The sequence below is a fragment of the Ruegeria halocynthiae genome (assembly GCF_900106805.1).
GTDB classification, from domain to species: domain Bacteria; phylum Pseudomonadota; class Alphaproteobacteria; order Rhodobacterales; family Rhodobacteraceae; genus Ruegeria; species Ruegeria halocynthiae.
On sequence record NZ_FNNP01000009.1, the window covers coordinates 53,485 to 70,398 of the forward strand.

A 16,914-nucleotide genomic window follows, 5' to 3' on the forward strand; every position below is an offset into this window, starting at 1 on the left:
ACGGCATGGCCTATGTGAAATGGGCATTCATTATCATCTTCTGGGGCACGATTGCCGTGATCCTGCAATATTCCCTGCCGCAGCACGATGTTGTGCGGATCGTCAACACCTACGAAGAACGTCAGGATCTTAACGATTGGACGCGGATTTTCTGGTCCGAGCCGGAGGACCAATCCACCAGTCTATCAAACCGAGATGTGCAGTTCATTCAAGCTGTGCGCACCAACGGTAAGCCCATTGTCTATCGCAACGAAGACACCGGTTGGGGCTGGCCGCCCTACTTCAAATTCGACACTGCGAACCTTTACACCGAGGCCAACGATGCAAAGTCGACCAAAGAAAATCCCGATTGGGTGGTCGTAACACATTACGGTTGGCGCAACGAGTTCATGTCGATCTTTCCCAATGCGATTTTCATCCGGCATGTCGAAGGGCCTGATGTTCGCATCATACCCTGGTTCAACATCATCTTCCTGACGCTGTTTGCAGCCTTTGTGTGGGCAATCTGGGTTAGGTGGCGTCGATTCCGGCAAAAGAAAATCGATCCTGTTCTGGAGAACATGGAAGATGGACTTTACGCTGCAGGTGACGCGATTGATGAAAAACGCAAGGGTTTACGCCGCTGGCTGGATAGTTGGAAATCCAAGTAAGTCAGATATCGGCGTAGTTCGTAGCAAAGCGCATTCGCTTGACCGCTCATCTGACGATGAACTCTGCGTGAAGCGCTCCGGCGGCCTTGATGGTTTTCAGGATATCGATCATGTCGCGTGGCGATACGCCCAAGGCGTTCAATCCGGCGACCACCTCGGAAAGAGTGGTTGCTTCGGGGATTTCTGCTAGCCCGGTTCCTTCTTCTTCCTCGATTCCAGCGAATGTGCGCGGAACAACCACAGTTTCGCCCCGGGCAAACGGATTGGGTTGAACTGCAATAGGGGCTTCCTCGACCGTAAGAGTTAAATTGCCCTGCGATACCGCCACGCGCGAAATTCTGACATCCTTACCCATGACGATAGTGCCGGACCTTTGATCCACAACGACGCGGGCCTTGCTTTCGGGTTCGACCAGAATGTTTTCAATCCGGCCGATGGCATGGGCGGTAGACGCCGTTCGGGTTGCGGCGATATTCAGCTCGACCGTGCCGGAATCGCGCATGATTGCAACGGCGCGATTGAATTCAGTGTTGATCGCCGCTTCGATACGCCCCGCAGTGGTGAAATCGGGCTCGCGCAACGCCAGTCTGAGCAGTGTCAATGTCGAGAGTTCAAAATCAATCTCACGTTCGACCCGTGCCCCGGCTGGGATGACGCCTGATGTCGGGACCCCTCGCGTGACTGATGCCGCGTCACCTCCGACTGCTGTACCACCGGCAAGCACCGTACCTTGCGCCACGGCATAGATCTGACCATCCGCCGCATTCAGCGGAGTCATAATCAGTGTCCCCCCCAGCAGACCCTTGGAATCGCCGATGGCAGACACCGTCACATCAATTTGTCCACCGACACGTGCAAAGGGTGGCAGGCTGGCGGTGACCAACACAGCGGCCACGTTCTTGGGGCGAAAATCTTCGCCATTCACGTTTACTCCCAACCGCTCAAGTATGTTGGACATGATCTCTTCGGTGAAGGGAGAGTTGCGGAGGCCGTCGCCAGTACCATTCAAACCGACCACAAGGCCATAGCCGACCAGATCGTTGCCGCGCACACCGTCGAAATCCACCAGATCTTTTAGGCGAATAGCACCTGCATTGGCGATGCAGGGTAAGATAATCAGAAGGAACGCGAGTATCTTCATCTCAGGAAATTCACCAGCGATAGGTTGGCATTGCGAACGGTCACGGAATACAGGCTCTCCAGCTGAAACTGGATGGTTTGCAGCCGCGCTGCGGTCTCGTATGGATCTGCGGCTATCAATTCATTGCGGGCGTGCTCGGCACTCGTTTTTGCGGCGGCATTGCGCGTGGCAGCGTGCTCAACGCGCGCCTCAGCTGCGCCGACCTCGGCCCGCAGATTGACCGTTGCGTCCTGTGCATTCGCCAGGTCGACACCGAGTTCTGTGAACAATGCGGTCCGCAACACCGGCGCCCAGTTCAGCGCATCATCCGACGCGAGCGCCGCAACGGCGGCATCGCGCATTGCGGCCTTCAGCGTGGGATCAGTTGCGGTGATTGGAAGATTGATCCGTTCATTCTCGGAAACCTGCATCGGCGCCAGGGCCGTTGCATTGCCGTGATATATGACCGCATCAAAACCAGTGGGGTCGTTGAACCAATCCTCTGCGGCCTGTCTAATATCAGTCGCAGTGGTCAGGCCGGTCAACTCAGCCTGCAGCGCGCTTAGCAGAGTTTCTGCAGACGCAAGCGGCGAGATATCGGTTGAGGTGCCAGAATACAGGCTCCGCCCGCCTGTCCGGGTGTTGAGTGCCGATATCATTGTATCGAGCTCATTTCGTGCCTGAACCGAGGCCTGTTCGTGCGTCACGGTCTGATTGGCGGTCTCAAACGACAGCAGCGACGCCGACAATTCAGCCACTGAATCGCCGAAGGTTGTCAGGCTTAGCTGCATTGCGTCGGTGAACAGGCGCGCCTCCGCGGTGGCGATGGAAAAGGCGTCCAACCGCTCGATACTGCGATCCAGATCCAGCAGATGCGAGTAATCGCCCCCTAAACGGCCTGAGATATCCTGCACTTGGCCTGTGGACATCTCGTAGGACAGGGTCTCGATCTGTGACTTGATCTCGGTGCTGCGTGACCGCAAGGTCAGGCCGCGCGCCAGATCACCTATTGAATTCAATGTCATGTTCATAACCTCAGCAGAGTGTCCATCAGCTCGTCGACGACGGCGACGATGCGGGCATTTGCGGCGTAGGCCTGCTCGATCTGCATCAGGCGTTGCAGTTCAGTGTCGCTGTCAACGCCGTGTTCAGCGACGATTTTTTGCATCTCCAACTGAGCATTCGCGGCAAAACTGCTGCGTTGGTCCGCAGCATGTGCGTTTGCTCCGGCCTTTGACGACAACGCTTCGGCGATCTCGGCCGCGCGCATGGACCCTGTTCCGAACCTAATTGCGGGAGTGGGGCGGGAAGCGGTCAGAACCGCGCTGAAAGCCTGCAATTGGCTCGCATCACCCGGAGCGCCGGGCGTCAGAGCGCCGAGGCCTGCACGCAATTTCCAGCTTTCACCACCCGTATCCGGATCAACCACAGCGTTCAGCGCAATGCGTGACGCGAGGCCGGTTTGCGCGGCGGGATCAAAGCGGTTGCCGTCATCGGTGAACAAACCTGGATCAGTGGCGGCGGTTGTCGGGTCCAACCCCGCAGTCTCAAACCGCTCGATCAGGTCGCGGGCGACCGCATCCAGATCGGCCTGCGCCTCGACGGCCAGTTCATCGCGGTTCGCGAACTGTGCCATCAGCGCGCCGCTTCTGATCTGGGCAAAGTCTCCGCTGACCCGGACGGTGTGGCCGTTGAGTTCGAGCCCGGACAGCAGGCCGTTGTCCACTGTCATATGCGGCATGGTATCGCCGGTGGTCGTGAATGAGAACGCGGCGGCGGTTCCCTCCAGCAAGATCAGTCCACCATCGGAATAGAGCGAGACCTGATCATTATCGCGTGCAATCGCGTTGACCGGCACCAGTTCATTGACCTGATCGATCAATATCTGCCGTTGGTCGAGAAGCGCGCCGATATCCCCACCCGAATTGCGGATTGCGGGAATACGGGCGTTCAGTTTTTCGATATCTTTCAGGGTTTGGTTCAGCGTATCGACCTGCTTTCCTATCGTGCGATCTGCGTCGGAACGCATTTGTCGCACCCCCTCGGAGGCGTTATTGAGCGCGGTGCTCAACTCGCTGCCTGCGTGGAGCACCTGATCCAGCCGCTGGGCGGAACCTGGCAGGCTGGCTGCGGTAATCAGGCGGCTTTCAAACTGGGCCAGCCTGGCAGAGATCGAAGTGGCATCATTGGCCGTTCCGACCAGCTTTTCAAAGCCTGAATGAAACTGCGCCAAGGTTTTGGCTGCAGCCAGATCTGCATCGGTTGCTCTGCGGTTTGCGATCAGCACCGGATCTTGATGCCGTGTAATGCCGACGACACGGACGCCATTACCAGAAACCGGGCTGGTCGCCAGTTCTAGCGATCTGCGGGCATAGCCAGGGGTCAGCGCATTCGCGATGTTTCCCGATACTACCGCTGCGCCGCGGCTGGCCGCGCTTAGACCGCCCAGTGCGTTGTTTAGTGCAGTCGACATATTCATCAGGCGTTTCCTTTCCGCCGGTCAGCCACCGGATCAGCGTTTGATATTGGTGGTTTCCTGCAACATCTCATCCACGGTCTGAATGACCTTAGCGCTTGAGGAATAGGCGCGTTGGGTCTGGATCATCGAGGTCAGTTCGGTAGCAACATCAGTGGTCGACTCCTCGCGTGCAAAGGACACCAGATCGCCTGTCGGCCCCTCGCCTGCGTTCCACAAGAAGAAAGTGCCGCTGTTGCGTGATGGCGCGTAAGTCTGACTGTCCAGTGCGGTCAACCCGTTTGGGTTGGGGACGTCGGCCAAAGGAATCTGGAACATCCGGCGGCTGATTCCGGTATCGTAAAACGCGTAGACATAGCCGTTTTCATCGACCTGCACGCTTGTCATGGTTCCTACAGCAGAACCATCGCGGGTGATCGAAACCGGTGCAAACGTGTCCGAAAGCTGCGTAATCCCGTCCGCGTCGCCGATCTGTCCGATATTGATCTCCATCGGTCCACCGGCCACATTGACCACTACGCTGCCGGTTGTCGGATCGTAGGCACCGCCGGACACGGCGGCAACACTTGCCAAGGTGCCACCGGCTGTGCGGCTATCGGTAAAGGTCAAAGTGTACTCACCGATGACAGTGCCACCCGAGGCCGAATCGCGCAAAGTCATAGTCCATTCATTGCTGCTGCCGGTTGCTGGAACCGTTGGTACCAATTCGATATCGACGCTTTCAGATTTGCCCAGGTTATCGAAATACTCGACCGATAGTGGCTGAGCATCCCCCGGCGCGCCGGCGTCGGTTGCAGTTGCCGGCAGGTTCATGCGTAGATTCATGGATGTTGTAGGGGCACCAGACAGCTGATTAACGCTCAGCTGAATGGGTTCCAGCGCAGCTGGTGTGTCGCGCGGAACGCTGGGGATGGTGCCGTCTGCAGCGGCGCGCCAGCCCAGAAGAACAAGGCCGGATTGGGTGACCAGATACCCTTCTTCATTAGTACGGAACGAACCTGTTGTGGTCAGCAACATCTCGTTTGAACCCGACGCGATCTGCGAGCTTGGGCGAACCGGCAGCATACCCCGGCCACGCACGGCCAGATCCGTTGAGTTGTTGGTGGTTACCAGAGATCCGCGTTGATCGATCAGGCGCTGGCTCGTGGTTCGGACCCCACCTGCCGAATAGCTACCACCCTGGCCCGACGTGACCATGGAATGAAAATCGGTCTCCACCCGCTTATAGCCAAAAGTCGAAGAGTTGGCGATGTTATCAGAGATCGTGGCCAGCCTGTTGGCGTTGGCCTTCAGCGCCGCCACACCGGCATTCAGCGAAGAGGAAATGGTCATCGGCACGCCCTTTTGTTGCGTCAATCGTTGTTGCAACACGTACCGCACCGGCCCTTAACAGCGCGCTAACAGCTAAAATTCTGTCTATCCTTTGCCTCTCAGGGATTGCGCAGGAAGATGATCTCAACGCGATTATTACGCACTGCCATCGGGTTACTTACCGATAGCTCTCGGTCTGCGTGCCCGGTCACACGGTCCAGGCGTGGTGGTTGGACGCCTTTGTTCTGAAGCAATTGGCGTGTGCTCTGTGCCCGGGCGGTCGACAGATCCCAAACCGGGTTATGTGCCAGCACAACGGGAGCGGATCGTACGTGCCCTTCGACCGAAATTGAATTGGTCACCAGATCCGAGGACCGTGCCACGAGAAGCACCAGCGCCCGCATCATTTGCGTCGGTTTGTCCGTGTCCGATTCGAAAAGCGGCTGATCTTCGGTGGCGAACAACTCGACCACGAGCCCTTCGTCCGTGACGCGGGTCACGATGTGCTTGAGCATTTTGTCGGACACCAGACTTTCGCCGCTTCGGCCCAGCAACTGAGCCTCGAGTGACGAGAAGTCTTCGAACGCGCCCTTGCCGCCGCCTTGCTCATCCACGCCAGTTGATCCGCGCGCTTGCTTTGCCTCGGTCGGGTTTCGGTTGCTGGCGCCCGACCCGTCCATCACCATGGTTTTTTCCGAGAACATGTTGTCGCCGCCAAAGGCGCCATCACCGCCGCCCGAGACCGGATTGACCGGAATCGTTGGCGAGAAATAATCTGCCAGACCCTTGCGTTGTTTCTCGGTCGTTGCGTTCAATAGCCACATCAACATGAAGAAAGCCATCATGGCGGTAACGAAGTCCGCATACGCGACCTTCCATGCACCACCGTGGTGGCCACCGCCACCAGATACGCGTTTCTTCTTGATGATGATTGGCGCCGCGTTGGATTGCGCACCCATCTCCATCACCTTCTATTCACCCGACTACCGGGGTAGCAGGGCAGGTCTTAAGGTGGACTTAACACTTAAAACTGTTCCGAATTCTGCAACTACCGTGCAGGGCCAGCGCGCCGCAGAATCAGCGATAGCCGGTTAAAGCTGTTGTCGATTCCTTCGGAATCGGACTTTGCAAAGAAATCATCCAGCTCTTCGTGAACCCGAACGGCACGATCCAACAGAGGATCGGTCCCTTCGGCATAAAGCCCGGCTTTGATCATGACTTCGGATTGTTCGTAACTGCCGACCAGTTTGCGCGTTTCTGCGATCATCTGATTCTCATCTGCGGTTGCGGCGCCGGGCAGACTACGTGACACGGATCGGCTGAGGTCGATGGCCGGGAACCGGCCGCGTTCCGCGATATCGCGACTCAGAACAATATGCCCATCCAGCACCCCGCGCAGAATATCGGCGACTGGCTCGTCCATATCCGAGCCTGCCACCAAAATGCTGAATACAGCGGTGATATCGCCTTGTTCAGCAGTTCCCGGGCCAGCCCGCTCGCACAGATTCGCAATCAGCGGAGTGACCGATGGCGGGTAGCCGCGCAGCGAGGGAGCCTCACCCATGGCAGCTGCGATTTCGCGATGGGCCTCGGCAAAACGTGTGACTGAATCGGCAAGAAACAGGACGTTCATCCCCTGATCCCGAAGAAATTCCGCCACCGACATGGCCGACCAGGCACAACGCCGGCGCGCCAGTGCGGACTGATCCGAAGTCGCCGCTACGACCACGGATCGTTTCATGCCTTCCACGCCCAATGCGGTCTCAACAAACCCATTCACCTCGCGCCCGCGTTCACCCACCAAAGCGACGACCACGGCATCTGCCTGCATCGAGCGGGCAAGAGTAGCCAGCAAAGTCGATTTGCCGACGCCCGAGCCGGCGAACAAACCGATCCTCTGACCCTGAACAATCGGCAGCATCGTATTGAGCACGGCGAGCCCCGTTTCCATGCGCGTACCCAGAGGTTTACGCGTAACTGCGGCAGGCGGGGCCTGCATGAGGTCGCGTTCCTGCGTGCCCGGCAACAGAGGTTTGCCGTCCAGAGGCTTGCCAAACGGATCGACCACCCGCCCCAGCCAGTGCGGTCCGGGCGCGAAGGCAGGCATCTGGTCGAGAGAGACGTGATCACCCAGACAGACACCATCGGGCGCGGTGGCAGGCAGCATATGAATCTCGTCTGAGTCGACATGCAAAACCTCTCCCGCCAGATCAGGGCCATTCTTTCGGCGCAAGGTCAGGTGATCCCCGATTCGGGCCTGTGCGGCCAGGCCATCAATTTCGATCACCCCCCGTGCCACGCTGGTGACACGTCCGATATGGCGCACTGCTGATACTCTGTCGAATTCGCATTTCAGACGTATCGGATCGAGATCAGCCATCACAAGTCCTCCATTTGGTTCCTGAAAACGGTTTCTAAAGGATTCGGGGTTAAGCCTTGATTGAAATTGATCGAGGGAGAAGCCCCGATGTTCTATGACCTGAACGTCTTTAAGACTGCGTACGCAATGGCAACCCATGCCGGGCAACGGCAGGCCGTCATCTCGCGCAATATGGCCAATGCAGATACGCCGGGCTATCAGCCCCGCGACGTTGAGGCCTTTCAGACTGCGTTTGAATCCACGGGCCGTGAGGTCGCGATGAGCGCAACACGTGCCAACCATCTTCATGGTGATACAGGCCATCAGCCCTGGGCGGAATACACTGCCGCGGCATCGGGTGATCCGAATGGCAATGGTGTTTCACTGGAAGAAGAAATGCTGAAAGCGGTTGAGGTCAAGCGTCAGCACGACCGTGCCCTGGCTATTTACCGATCATCCATCAGCGTGCTGCGCACCAGCCTGGGTCGGGCGTAAGGGGTTCAGGATGAGCGATTTTTCCCATTCCCTGACCGCTTCGGCCAGCGCTTTGCGCGCTCAGGCGGCGCGGCTGCGCCACGTGTCCGAAAATATTTCGAACGCGGATACGCCGGGATACCGGCGCAAGACCGTGCCGTTCGAAATGGTCGAAGTTGATGGCAAGGAAACGGTGCAGACAGGTCGTGTCAAACTCGACCGTCGCGATCTGAGCCGGATTTACGACCCGGGTCATCCGATGGCTGATGAGACGGGCCATTATCGCGGATCGAACGTCGATCTTATGATCGAAATTGCCGATGCCCGCGAGGCGCAGCGCAGTTACGAAGCCAATCTCAAGATGTTCGACCAGACCCGGCAGATGTCGTCGAGTCTGATGGATTTACTCCGAAAGTAAAGGAAAGCCAGAATGTATTTCCAATCACTCACTGCCGCTCAGAGCTATACAGGCGCGCGCCCCGCTACGCAGGCTGACCCGGACCATCAAGGGGTGGCGCAGGGGTTGCGATCCTCGTTTCAGGATTTTGCTGCAACACTGAAACATAGCGAGCAGGTAGCGCAGTCATCGATGGTCGGGCAAGCTGATCCACACGCACTGGTTCAGGCGCTGGCGCAGACGGAACTGGCGGTGGAAACAGCTGTGATCGTCCGAAACAAAGTCGTCGAAGCCTATCAGGAAATCCTGCGGATGCCGGTCTGAACCATGCTGAGCGAAGGCCTGTTCTACGACATTGTGCGCCAGGCGCTCTGGGTCGCGGTCATCACGTCGGTTCCGATTTTGGCGGTGGCGCTGATCTCGGGCCTCACCGTGGGTCTGTTTCAGGCTCTGACCTCGGTGCAGGAGATGACGCTGACCTTCGTGCCGAAACTGATCGCTATCGTCGTCGTGTTCTGGATGTCGATGGGCTTCATGACTCAGACGCTTGTCACCTTTTTCACCGGGACTTTGATCCCGCTTATTGCCGGAGGTCGCTGATGGACACCGCATATGTCACCCTATCCCGTCAATCCGGTCTGATGAATGAGATGCGGCTGGTGGCCAACAACATCGCCAATGCCAACACAACTGGTTACCGCCAGCAGGGTTTGGTGTTTTCGGAATTCGTCCGGGACCTGCCGGGCAATCCATCGCTATCGCTCAGCCGGGCGCAGATACGCAATACGTCCTTGCAACAGGGAGTGCTGACTGAAACAGGTGGCTCCTTCGACTTTGCCATCGAAGGCGACGGGTTCTTCATGATCGAGACACCTGCGGGCAACCGCCTGACGCGGGCGGGCAGCTTTTCATCCAATGCTGAGGGCGATCTGGTGACGATGGACGGGCACCGGGTTCTGGATAGCAACGGCGCGCCGGTCTTTGTCCCTCCGGATGCTGAGACGATCGACGTCGGCAGCGACGGCACCATGAGTGTCAATGGCCAGATCCTGGGTCAAATCGGTGTCTACAGCGTCGCCGACCCGGAAAACCTGGTGCGAGAGGGAAGCACCCATTTCCGCCCCACAGAACAGGTCGATCCGGTAGATGAACCGGTTGTACTGCACAGGTTTTTAGAAGGTTCCAACGTTAATGCCATCGGCCAGGTGACCCGGATGATCGAGATCCAACGGGCATATGAGCTTGGGCAGAGCTTTCTGGAAACCGAAGACGAACGCGTTCGCGGGGCGCTAAAGGCGTTGATGCGCTGATCACCTGAAGGAGAAAACGACATGCGTGCTTTGAAAATCGCGGCAACCGGCATGACTGCCCAGCAGATGCGGGTCGAGACGATATCGAACAACCTCGCGAATATGAACACAACGGGTTACAATACCCGCCGGGCTGAGTTTGCGGATCTGCATTATCAACAGTTGGCGCGCGCCGGGGCTGTCAACGCTTCGGACGGAACAGTTTTGCCGACGGGTATCCAACTGGGATTGGGCGTGCGACCCGCAGCGATCACAGTTCAACTGGAACAGGGTGGGCTTTCTGCAACGGGCAGCGACCTGGATGTTGCCATTGAAGGGCGCGGTTATCTTGAAGTGACATTACCCAATGGCCAGTCTGCCTATACCCGCGATGGCAGTCTGAAACGTTCGGCCGAGGGTCTGATCGTCACATCGGATGGTTTCGCCGTTGCCCCTGAGATTACCATCCCCGACGACGCAAGATCGATTTCGATAAATGCCGCGGGTGAAGTCTATGCCTATTTCGATGATACTGCCGAAGGGCAGCTGCTGGGTGAATTTACACTAGCCAGCTTTTCCAATGCCAAAGGGCTAGAAGCCGTAGGCAGCAATCTGTTCAAGGAAACCGAAGCTTCCGGCGCTCCTGTGGTCGGAACACCCGGTGAGGACGGATTGGGAACCTTGCGTCAGGGTTACCTTGAGGACAGTTCGGTCGATGCGGTACGGGAAGTCACAGAGCTGATCGAAGCGCAGCGCGGTTATGAGATGAACGCCAAAGTCATTTCCGCCGTCGATCAGATGATGGGCGCAACAACGCAGGTGCGGTGATGCGGATTCTGCCTTTGATCCTGTGTTTGATGCCGCTCGCTAGCATGGCCGAGATTGTTGTGCCCACCCGGACGATTCGCGCCAAAGAGGTCATCGTCGCATCTGATCTGGAAATCAAACCCGTTGAGGTCAATGGGGCGGTTCGCAGATCTGAGATTCTTGTTGGTCAGGAGGCGCGCGTTGCACTTTATCCTGGTCGGCCAATTCGTCCCGCTGATGTTGGTCCTCCTGCCATCGTGGATCGAAACGATCTGGTGACGTTAGTGTTTGATCGCATTGCGCTATCCATTACCGCAGAAGGTCGCGCGCTTGGCCGTGGTGCAGTCGGCGAGCGTATACGCGTCATGAATCTGGCGTCTCGCACAACAGTTACGGGCGTTGTCCGCCCGGATGGTCAAATCGAGGTAAAATGATGCCGAGCTTTTTAAAATTCTTGCTACTTATCGTTTTGAGTGTTGCGGCCTGCGGCCGACTGGACCATCTCGGCAAGCCGCCCAGTCTGACGCCAAACACACAGTCGCCTGAACATGTTGCGATGCTTTGGCCTGGGCTTCCTCTGCACAGCCAGCCGCAGCGAACGGTTGACCAATCCTCGTTGTGGAGTGGTGGTCAACATTCGCTGTTGGGCGATCAGCGCGCCATGAAAAAGGGTGATATTCTGACAGTTGTCATCGAATTGGACGAAAAGGCTGAAATATCCAATGACACCAACCGGTCGCGCGCGGGGTCCGAAAATCTTGAGGTACCGGACCTCTTTGGCCTGCCTCAGCGTGCGGGTAAAAAGCTGCCAGAGGGGGCTTCGCTTGATGAGGCCGTATCGATTGATTCAAAGTCTGTCAGCAAAGGCAAAGGATCTGTTAAACGCAAAGAAAAGCTGACCTTGCGTGTGGCGGCAACGGTCATCGATGTTCTGCCTAACGGGGTGCTTTCGATATCCGGCTCTCAGGAGTTGCGGGTGAATTTCGAACTGCGTGAATTGCTGGTCTCGGGCTATGTCCGGCCCGAAGATATCTCGCGCCAGAATGAGATTACCTATGACAAGATTGCGTCTGCGCGTGTGTCATATGGGGGCCGAGGGCAGATCACAGATGTGCAGCAACCGCGCTATGGCCAGCAGATACTTGATACCTTGCTGCCGTTCTGAGGGCTGAGTAGATGGGAAAGCTGTTACCAATCGTTCTGCTGATTGCTGGCCTTGCCGTTGGTGTGGGTGTCAGACTTGTTCTGGCGCCTTCCGATAAGGCCAAGGAACCTGCAGAAGCCGCACAGATACCCAAGGCGGACAAAACAAATAAGTCCAAGAAGGGCAAAGGCGATGACTCAGGGGTTCACGAGTATCTCAAACTCACCAAGCAGTTCGTGATCCCTGTTGTTGCCGAGGACGAGATATCGGCGCTGGTCACCATGTCCCTCAGCCTTGAAGTGCGCCCGGGGATTGCCGAAGCCTTCTATGAGATAGAACCGAAGCTGAGGGATCGCTTTCTGCAGGTCCTGTTCGATCACGCCAATATCGGCGGCTTCGATGGGGCCTTTACGCGATCAGACAACCTTGGGGCGTTGCGCAAGGCATTGCTCGAGGTAGCAAGAAAGGATCTGGGTCAGGATGTCTCGAAGGTTCTGATCATGAGCGTCAGCCGTCAGGATACCTGAACCGGTTCAAGGCAACAGTATGCGGCGCTGATCACGCCTCCTGGGATCTGGACTGTGCCGCGCGCCGCTTGTGATCTTGCACGCGGTGCGCCAGATTCGTAACGGCCTGCTTGCGCCCAAACGCCCCGCGAAGATTTTCCATTGCCGCAAGTTTTTGTGACCGCAGGCGCGCCAGCTCTGTATTCAGGTCTCGCCGCGTGGCTGACTCCCAGCTGTGCCACAACAGATCAGTGCCGGTCACATGATAGCCATCTGCCTGCGCACTGGTCGCTTTGACCGCGGCCAGTTGCGAATCCAGGCGGGCCAGTTGATTGAGCAACTGTGCTTCACGCTGCAATAAAGGGCGCAGCTTCTGGTGATCGCGCTGGAATACAGCTTCGGCTACCTTCGAAAGATCGGTCATGCGGTCATATGTCATCCGACCTGCCCCTTGGCCCTTTTGCGCATGGCTTCGGCAAATCGAATGGCAGCGGCGACAGGGCGGTATTGCTCTTCGGTGATTTCCTGTCCGATTTCGACCGTGGCGTGCAATGCCCGTGCGGTCGGCGGGTCAGAGTGAATGGGAACGCCTGCATCCCCGGCCGCAGCCCGGATTGTCGCGGCGACCTCATCGACACCTTTGGCCACACAGACCGGAGCGCTTCCGGTCGCCCGTGACCACTTCAAGGCAACGGCGTAGTGTGTCGGGTTTACGATCACCACATCAGCCTTGGGCACATCGGCCATCATCTGATTGGTCGCAATGTCCTGCGCGCGCTGGCGGCGTTTCTGTTTGACATGCGGATCGCCCTCGGAATCTTTGGTTTCATCCTGTATCTCTTTGCGCGACATTCTGTTTTTGCGCAGGTGTTCAGCGTGCTGCCACAGGTAGTCGATAACGCCGATTGCCAGTGCAATTGTAATGACAATGAACAGAAAGCGTGTCAGCAAATTCATCATCAACCAAATCGAGGACCGTTCGGGTGCTGCGCTGGTTGTTAGAATTTCGGACAGGTTCGCGCGTAGAAATAGCGCAAGGCAGGTGCCGTAGATCAGCAGTTTCACAAAGCTTTTGGCGAATTCGAACAGGCCGCCCCGGCCAAATTTATTCTTTGCGTTTGAGATGATCGATATGCGCGAGGCGCGTGGTTTCAGCTTGTCCGGTGCAAAGATCAATGCCCGCTGGGCAATCAGACTGAACAACACCGCCGCAGCCGGTACAATGAACAGCGCGGCCACCGGAACTAAGGCCGATTGCAAGATGCCAGCCACGGTGGAGGTCGCAGGGCCGACGGCCAGCAAAACCGCGATCTGGTCTGACTGGTCAATGAGCACAACAAGCAGGGTCCCAAGATGGTCTGCCGTGTACCGGCCTGCGACCAATAGTGCGGCCAGCAGCCCGGCATATGCGGCCACCACCGACAGGTCATTGGATTTTGCAATCTCGCCTTTTTTGCGGGCCTTTTCCAGTTTTTGCGGTGTGGCCTCAAATGACTTGTCGCTGTCGTCGTCCGATGCACTCATCGCACACTTCCCAGCGGATTTTGGAGGAACGAAAACAGGGCATCAGACCAGGTTGACAGGATCAGCGGTGTTCCAGCGAACAACAGGAACAAGCCCGCGAATGTAATGGCCGGTGCACCAACAAACGCGACCATGAGTTGCGGCATCGCCCGATTGATCACGCCGAGCGCGAGGTTATAGATCAGCGATGCAATGACAAATGGCATTGCCAGCGCGAAGGCCAGCCCAAAGCTGCTTGCGATTTGTGTGACTCCCCATTGCGAAAGGTCGGGTGCTGCTGGCAGCACTCCTATGGGAAACAGCATGTAGCTGTTGATCATAAATTGTGCGGCGCGGACATGCAGACCCAGAAACATTGCCAGCGCCAACCCGGCCAGTGTCAGCAAATATCCCATAGCAGGGACAGGTTCGGTGGCCGCCCCGCCCAGGATTTGCGACAAAGATGTGGCCTGCGCCGCGATGGAACCCGCTGTTTGGAGGGCAAAGACAAACAGGCGCAAACCGATACCGAGCAAAAGACCAATCAGGATTTCGACACCGATCATACCTGCCATGCCAGGAAATTTCGGTAAAACATCCGCAGAGGGGATGGCAGGCATGATAATTATCGTGAACGCGACCGCGACCCCAAGTTTAACCCGCGCCGGAATGCTGCGTTCGCCAAATGCAGGCAGCAGTGAGACCATTGCAGACACGCGAAGAAATACGGCGAACAAATGCCACAGGTTATGCCCGAGATGTGGCAAAAGCTCTGCGGGGAAAGTGATCACGCGGGTACTGTCCCAACCAATGCAGGCCGCGCCTCAAGCCCGATCTCCTCAAAAGACAGGACCGGATTTGCGACGCCACGCGCGTGCATTATCGTTCTCAACAATCGCCGCCGCCGGGTCGAAGTCACAACCGCCGGAAACAAGCCGTGATCGGCTGATTTTGCAATGCTGTCGACGACGCCATCGGCAAGCTTGTTGAACAGGTTGGGTGGCAGCGCCACGTCCATGCCAGTGTTCGGGGCATCGATCTGGTAGGTGGCAAATGTGTCCTCCCACTCCGGCGCGAGCTGGATCAGCGGGATTGATCCGTCTTCGCGCTTCATGTCGGCGACAAGTTGGAAACCCAGCCGCTGACGCACCAGTTCACAAATCCCCTCGGGCTGTGTCGTGGTCAGGCGTGCTTCGGCCACACTTTCAAGGATGAGTGCCATATTGCGGATCGAAACCCTCTCATCAAGTAACAGCCGCAGGACCGCGTGCAGCGTGTCGATCGGCACTTTGTCCGGGATCAGCTCATCCAACAGCTTGCGATTGGCCTCTGCCCGTGTCGGATCGCTGAGCCGCGTCATCTCGGACAACAGGCGCCGCAGGGATTTCAGCGTCAGCAAGCGCGAGAAGTTCTGCTTGATGATCTCAAGAAGGTGGGTGGCCAATATTTCGGGTGGGGTAACGATTGTGGCCCCGTTCAGCGCGGCAGCTTCCTGATCTTTGGGTAATATCCAACGCGCCGGAGCACCATAGACTGGTTCGGTAACGTCGGTGCCGTCGGGTAGAAAGTCGAACCCGTCCTGCACCAGAGCCAGCACAAGTTCAGAGTTCAGAACGCCGCGCGCCTGTTCGACCCCCTGGACCTTGATCACGTAAGTTCCAGTCGGCAGATCGGCGCGGTCGGTCAGGCGAATCTCGGGCAGGATGAGGCCAAAGCTTGAGGCGACATAGGTCCGCATATTGGCGATCCGTGCATCAAGTCCGGTACCCGGATTCAACACCATGCTGACCAGATCGGGGGCGAACTCCAGATGCACGTCATCCAGATCGAGAATGTCGCCGATGGCCTGTGAAATCGGAGAATCGGCCTCAACTTCTACTGTCTGGGCCTCTGTGGCGTCAGCGCCGTGCTTTCTGAGGCCGGAAAAGGCGGCATAGCCCAGCACTCCGGCCCCTAGAATGAAGGGCAGAAACGGCAGGCCGGGCACCAGCGCGAACAGTGCCATCAGCATCGCGACGGTTGCCAGCGCCGCCGGGTGCCGTCCAAGCTGCGAGAAGATCGCATTGTCGGTTGCACCTTGCGTGCCGCCACGCGCCAGCAGCAAAGCTGAGGCAATCGATATGATCACTGAGGGTATCTGGGATACCAAGCCATCGCCGACAGTAAGGATTGCATAGGTTTCGAAGGCGGATGACACCGGCATTCCGTGTACGATCACGCCCATGACCAACCCCATCACGAGGTTGAGCAACGTGATCAGAAGCCCTGCAATCGCATCACCCTTGACGAATTTCGACGCCCCGTCGAGTGACCCGAAGAAAGTGGTTTCCTGTTGTTCGCGCTCGCGCCGTTCCTTGGCCTGTTGGTGATCAATGGCACCGGCGGACATGTCGCTGTCGATGGCAAGCTGTTTGCCGGGCATTCCGTCCAGCGCGAACCGGGCGCCCACTTCGGCCATGCGGGCCGCGCCCTTGGTGATGACCATGAAGTTCACAATCAGCAGCACGCCAAACACGACGAGGCCCAGAAAGATGCTGCCGCCCATGACAAACTGGGCAAAGCCCTCGATCACGTCACCTGCTGCGTTGGTGCCGGTATGCCCCTGACCGATGATAAGCTTGGTCGAGGACACGTTCAGCGACAAGCGCAGCATTAACGAGGCGAGCAGGATGGTCGGAAAGGACGAGAAATCCAGTGGCCGTTCGATAAAAAGGGTCAGGGTGAAGATCAGGATCGCCAGCGCGAACGATGCCGCCAAGCCCACATCCAACACCCAAGCAGGCATAGGCAGTATCATCATGACGATGACCGCCATGAGCGCCAAAGCCAGCAGGACGGTCGGAGAGAACAGGGTGCGGGGATCGATGCGGGGCACTGT

The 16,914-nt window shown here is 57.5% G+C and carries 20 protein-coding genes; 10 read left to right on the plus strand and 10 right to left on the minus strand.

Going from position 1 to position 16,914, the window contains the following annotated elements:
• Positions 1-5: 5 nt before the first annotated feature.
• Positions 6-650, plus strand: a complete 645-nt coding sequence (locus BLU89_RS17455) for a DUF1523 family protein (protein WP_074738412.1) — start codon at positions 6-8, stop codon at positions 648-650.
• A 46-nt stretch (positions 651-696) separates the two neighbouring features.
• Here BLU89_RS17455 and BLU89_RS17460 read toward each other — a convergent pair whose 3' ends face one another.
• From BLU89_RS17460 to BLU89_RS17485, 6 genes are all read right to left on the minus strand, one after another.
• Positions 697-1,791, minus strand: coding sequence for a flagellar basal body P-ring protein FlgI (locus BLU89_RS17460; protein WP_074738414.1), 1,095 nt, complete (start codon positions 1,789-1,791; stop codon positions 697-699).
• A complete protein-coding gene (locus BLU89_RS17465; protein WP_074738416.1) occupies positions 1,788-2,795 on the minus strand; it encodes a flagellin in 1,008 nt (335 codons plus the stop codon). Before BLU89_RS17465 ends, BLU89_RS17460 begins: the two co-directional genes overlap by 4 nt.
• Before the next feature lie 2 nt (positions 2,796-2,797).
• Entirely contained in the window at positions 2,798-4,249 is a 1,452-nt protein-coding gene (gene flgK / locus BLU89_RS17470; RefSeq protein ID WP_074738418.1) for a flagellar hook-associated protein FlgK, read from the minus strand.
• 33 nt (positions 4,250-4,282) lie between these two features.
• Positions 4,283-5,578 carry a flagellar hook protein FlgE gene (locus tag BLU89_RS17475; RefSeq protein ID WP_176797721.1) on the minus strand — a complete coding sequence of 432 codons (1,296 nt, stop codon included), beginning with the start codon at positions 5,576-5,578 and terminating at the stop codon, positions 4,283-4,285.
• 98 nt (positions 5,579-5,676) lie between these two features.
• Entirely contained in the window at positions 5,677-6,516 is an 840-nt protein-coding gene (locus BLU89_RS17480; protein ID WP_074738535.1) for an OmpA/MotB family protein, read from the minus strand.
• 89 nt (positions 6,517-6,605) lie between these two features.
• On the minus strand, positions 6,606-7,937 hold the full coding sequence (locus BLU89_RS17485; RefSeq protein WP_143030604.1) for a FliI/YscN family ATPase: 1,332 nt from the start codon (positions 7,935-7,937) through the stop codon (positions 6,606-6,608).
• An 87-nt stretch (positions 7,938-8,024) separates the two neighbouring features.
• On the opposite strand from BLU89_RS17485, the gene BLU89_RS17490 reads away from it, so the two are divergent.
• From BLU89_RS17490 to BLU89_RS17530, 9 genes are read left to right on the plus strand one after another with little or no spacing between them, the layout of a single operon-like run.
• The gene (locus tag BLU89_RS17490) at positions 8,025-8,411 is read left to right on the plus strand and encodes a FlgB family protein (protein WP_074738424.1); all 387 of its coding nucleotides are present in this window, start codon (positions 8,025-8,027) and stop codon (positions 8,409-8,411) included.
• Between the two features lie 10 nt (positions 8,412-8,421).
• Entirely contained in the window at positions 8,422-8,808 is a 387-nt protein-coding gene (flgC, locus tag BLU89_RS17495; protein WP_074738426.1) for a flagellar basal body rod protein FlgC, read from the plus strand.
• Between the two features lie 12 nt (positions 8,809-8,820).
• On the plus strand, positions 8,821-9,111 hold the full coding sequence (fliE, locus tag BLU89_RS17500) for a flagellar hook-basal body complex protein FliE (RefSeq protein WP_074738428.1): 291 nt from the start codon (positions 8,821-8,823) through the stop codon (positions 9,109-9,111).
• A gap of 3 nt (positions 9,112-9,114) precedes the next feature.
• Positions 9,115-9,387 carry a flagellar biosynthetic protein FliQ gene (locus BLU89_RS17505; protein WP_039541098.1) on the plus strand — a complete coding sequence of 91 codons (273 nt, stop codon included), beginning with the start codon at positions 9,115-9,117 and terminating at the stop codon, positions 9,385-9,387.
• Positions 9,387-10,097, plus strand: coding sequence for a flagellar hook-basal body complex protein (locus tag BLU89_RS17510; RefSeq protein WP_074738430.1), 711 nt, complete (start codon positions 9,387-9,389; stop codon positions 10,095-10,097). Before BLU89_RS17505 ends, BLU89_RS17510 begins: the two co-directional genes overlap by 1 nt.
• Positions 10,098-10,118: 21 nt before the next feature.
• Positions 10,119-10,904, plus strand: a complete 786-nt coding sequence (gene flgG / locus BLU89_RS17515; RefSeq protein WP_074738432.1) for a flagellar basal-body rod protein FlgG — start codon at positions 10,119-10,121, stop codon at positions 10,902-10,904.
• Positions 10,904-11,317 (plus strand): flagellar basal body P-ring formation chaperone FlgA, encoded by a 414-nt coding sequence (gene flgA, locus BLU89_RS17520; protein WP_074738434.1) that lies wholly within the window; start codon positions 10,904-10,906, stop codon positions 11,315-11,317. Before flgG ends, flgA begins: the two co-directional genes overlap by 1 nt.
• Positions 11,317-12,048 carry a flagellar basal body L-ring protein FlgH gene (gene flgH / locus BLU89_RS17525; protein ID WP_143030605.1) on the plus strand — a complete coding sequence of 244 codons (732 nt, stop codon included), beginning with the start codon at positions 11,317-11,319 and terminating at the stop codon, positions 12,046-12,048. The genes flgA and flgH overlap by 1 nt, the downstream gene beginning before the upstream one ends.
• An 11-nt stretch (positions 12,049-12,059) precedes the next feature.
• Positions 12,060-12,554, plus strand: coding sequence for a flagellar basal body-associated FliL family protein (locus BLU89_RS17530; RefSeq protein WP_074738438.1), 495 nt, complete (start codon positions 12,060-12,062; stop codon positions 12,552-12,554).
• Between the two features lie 31 nt (positions 12,555-12,585).
• Here BLU89_RS17530 and BLU89_RS17535 read toward each other — a convergent pair whose 3' ends face one another.
• Genes BLU89_RS17535 through flhA form a run of 4 tightly spaced genes read right to left on the minus strand, consistent with a single transcriptional unit; the run spans position 12,586 to position 16,911 of the window.
• Entirely contained in the window at positions 12,586-12,972 is a 387-nt protein-coding gene (locus BLU89_RS17535; RefSeq protein WP_074738440.1) for a hypothetical protein, read from the minus strand.
• Entirely contained in the window at positions 12,969-14,057 is a 1,089-nt protein-coding gene (gene flhB, locus BLU89_RS17540; RefSeq protein WP_074738442.1) for a flagellar type III secretion system protein FlhB, read from the minus strand. Before flhB ends, BLU89_RS17535 begins: the two co-directional genes overlap by 4 nt.
• Entirely contained in the window at positions 14,054-14,827 is a 774-nt protein-coding gene (locus BLU89_RS17545) for a flagellar biosynthetic protein FliR (RefSeq protein ID WP_083347785.1), read from the minus strand. The genes flhB and BLU89_RS17545 overlap by 4 nt, the downstream gene beginning before the upstream one ends.
• Entirely contained in the window at positions 14,824-16,911 is a 2,088-nt protein-coding gene (gene flhA / locus BLU89_RS17550; protein ID WP_074738444.1) for a flagellar biosynthesis protein FlhA, read from the minus strand. Before flhA ends, BLU89_RS17545 begins: the two co-directional genes overlap by 4 nt.
• Between the last annotated feature and the right edge of the window lie 3 nt (positions 16,912-16,914).

Coding starts and splice junctions, on each gene's coding strand:
- BLU89_RS17455 (WP_074738412.1), top strand. CDS start 6: ATGGCCTATGTGAAATGGGCATTCATTATCATCTTCTGGGGCACGATT.
- BLU89_RS17460 (WP_074738414.1), bottom strand. CDS start 1,791: ATGAAGATACTCGCGTTCCTTCTGATTATCTTACCCTGCATCGCCAAT.
- BLU89_RS17465 (WP_074738416.1), bottom strand. CDS start 2,795: ATGACATTGAATTCAATAGGTGATCTGGCGCGCGGCCTGACCTTGCGG.
- flgK (WP_074738418.1), bottom strand. CDS start 4,249: ATGAATATGTCGACTGCACTAAACAACGCACTGGGCGGTCTAAGCGCG.
- BLU89_RS17475 (WP_176797721.1), bottom strand. CDS start 5,578: ATGACCATTTCCTCTTCGCTGAATGCCGGTGTGGCGGCGCTGAAGGCC.
- BLU89_RS17480 (WP_074738535.1), bottom strand. CDS start 6,516: ATGGGTGCGCAATCCAACGCGGCGCCAATCATCATCAAGAAGAAACGC.
- BLU89_RS17485 (WP_143030604.1), bottom strand. CDS start 7,937: ATGGCTGATCTCGATCCGATACGTCTGAAATGCGAATTCGACAGAGTA.
- BLU89_RS17490 (WP_074738424.1), top strand. CDS start 8,025: ATGTTCTATGACCTGAACGTCTTTAAGACTGCGTACGCAATGGCAACC.
- flgC (WP_074738426.1), top strand. CDS start 8,422: ATGAGCGATTTTTCCCATTCCCTGACCGCTTCGGCCAGCGCTTTGCGC.
- fliE (WP_074738428.1), top strand. CDS start 8,821: ATGTATTTCCAATCACTCACTGCCGCTCAGAGCTATACAGGCGCGCGC.
- BLU89_RS17505 (WP_039541098.1), top strand. CDS start 9,115: ATGCTGAGCGAAGGCCTGTTCTACGACATTGTGCGCCAGGCGCTCTGG.
- BLU89_RS17510 (WP_074738430.1), top strand. CDS start 9,387: ATGGACACCGCATATGTCACCCTATCCCGTCAATCCGGTCTGATGAAT.
- flgG (WP_074738432.1), top strand. CDS start 10,119: ATGCGTGCTTTGAAAATCGCGGCAACCGGCATGACTGCCCAGCAGATG.
- flgA (WP_074738434.1), top strand. CDS start 10,904: ATGCGGATTCTGCCTTTGATCCTGTGTTTGATGCCGCTCGCTAGCATG.
- flgH (WP_143030605.1), top strand. CDS start 11,317: ATGCCGAGCTTTTTAAAATTCTTGCTACTTATCGTTTTGAGTGTTGCG.
- BLU89_RS17530 (WP_074738438.1), top strand. CDS start 12,060: ATGGGAAAGCTGTTACCAATCGTTCTGCTGATTGCTGGCCTTGCCGTT.
- BLU89_RS17535 (WP_074738440.1), bottom strand. CDS start 12,972: ATGACATATGACCGCATGACCGATCTTTCGAAGGTAGCCGAAGCTGTA.
- flhB (WP_074738442.1), bottom strand. CDS start 14,057: ATGAGTGCATCGGACGACGACAGCGACAAGTCATTTGAGGCCACACCG.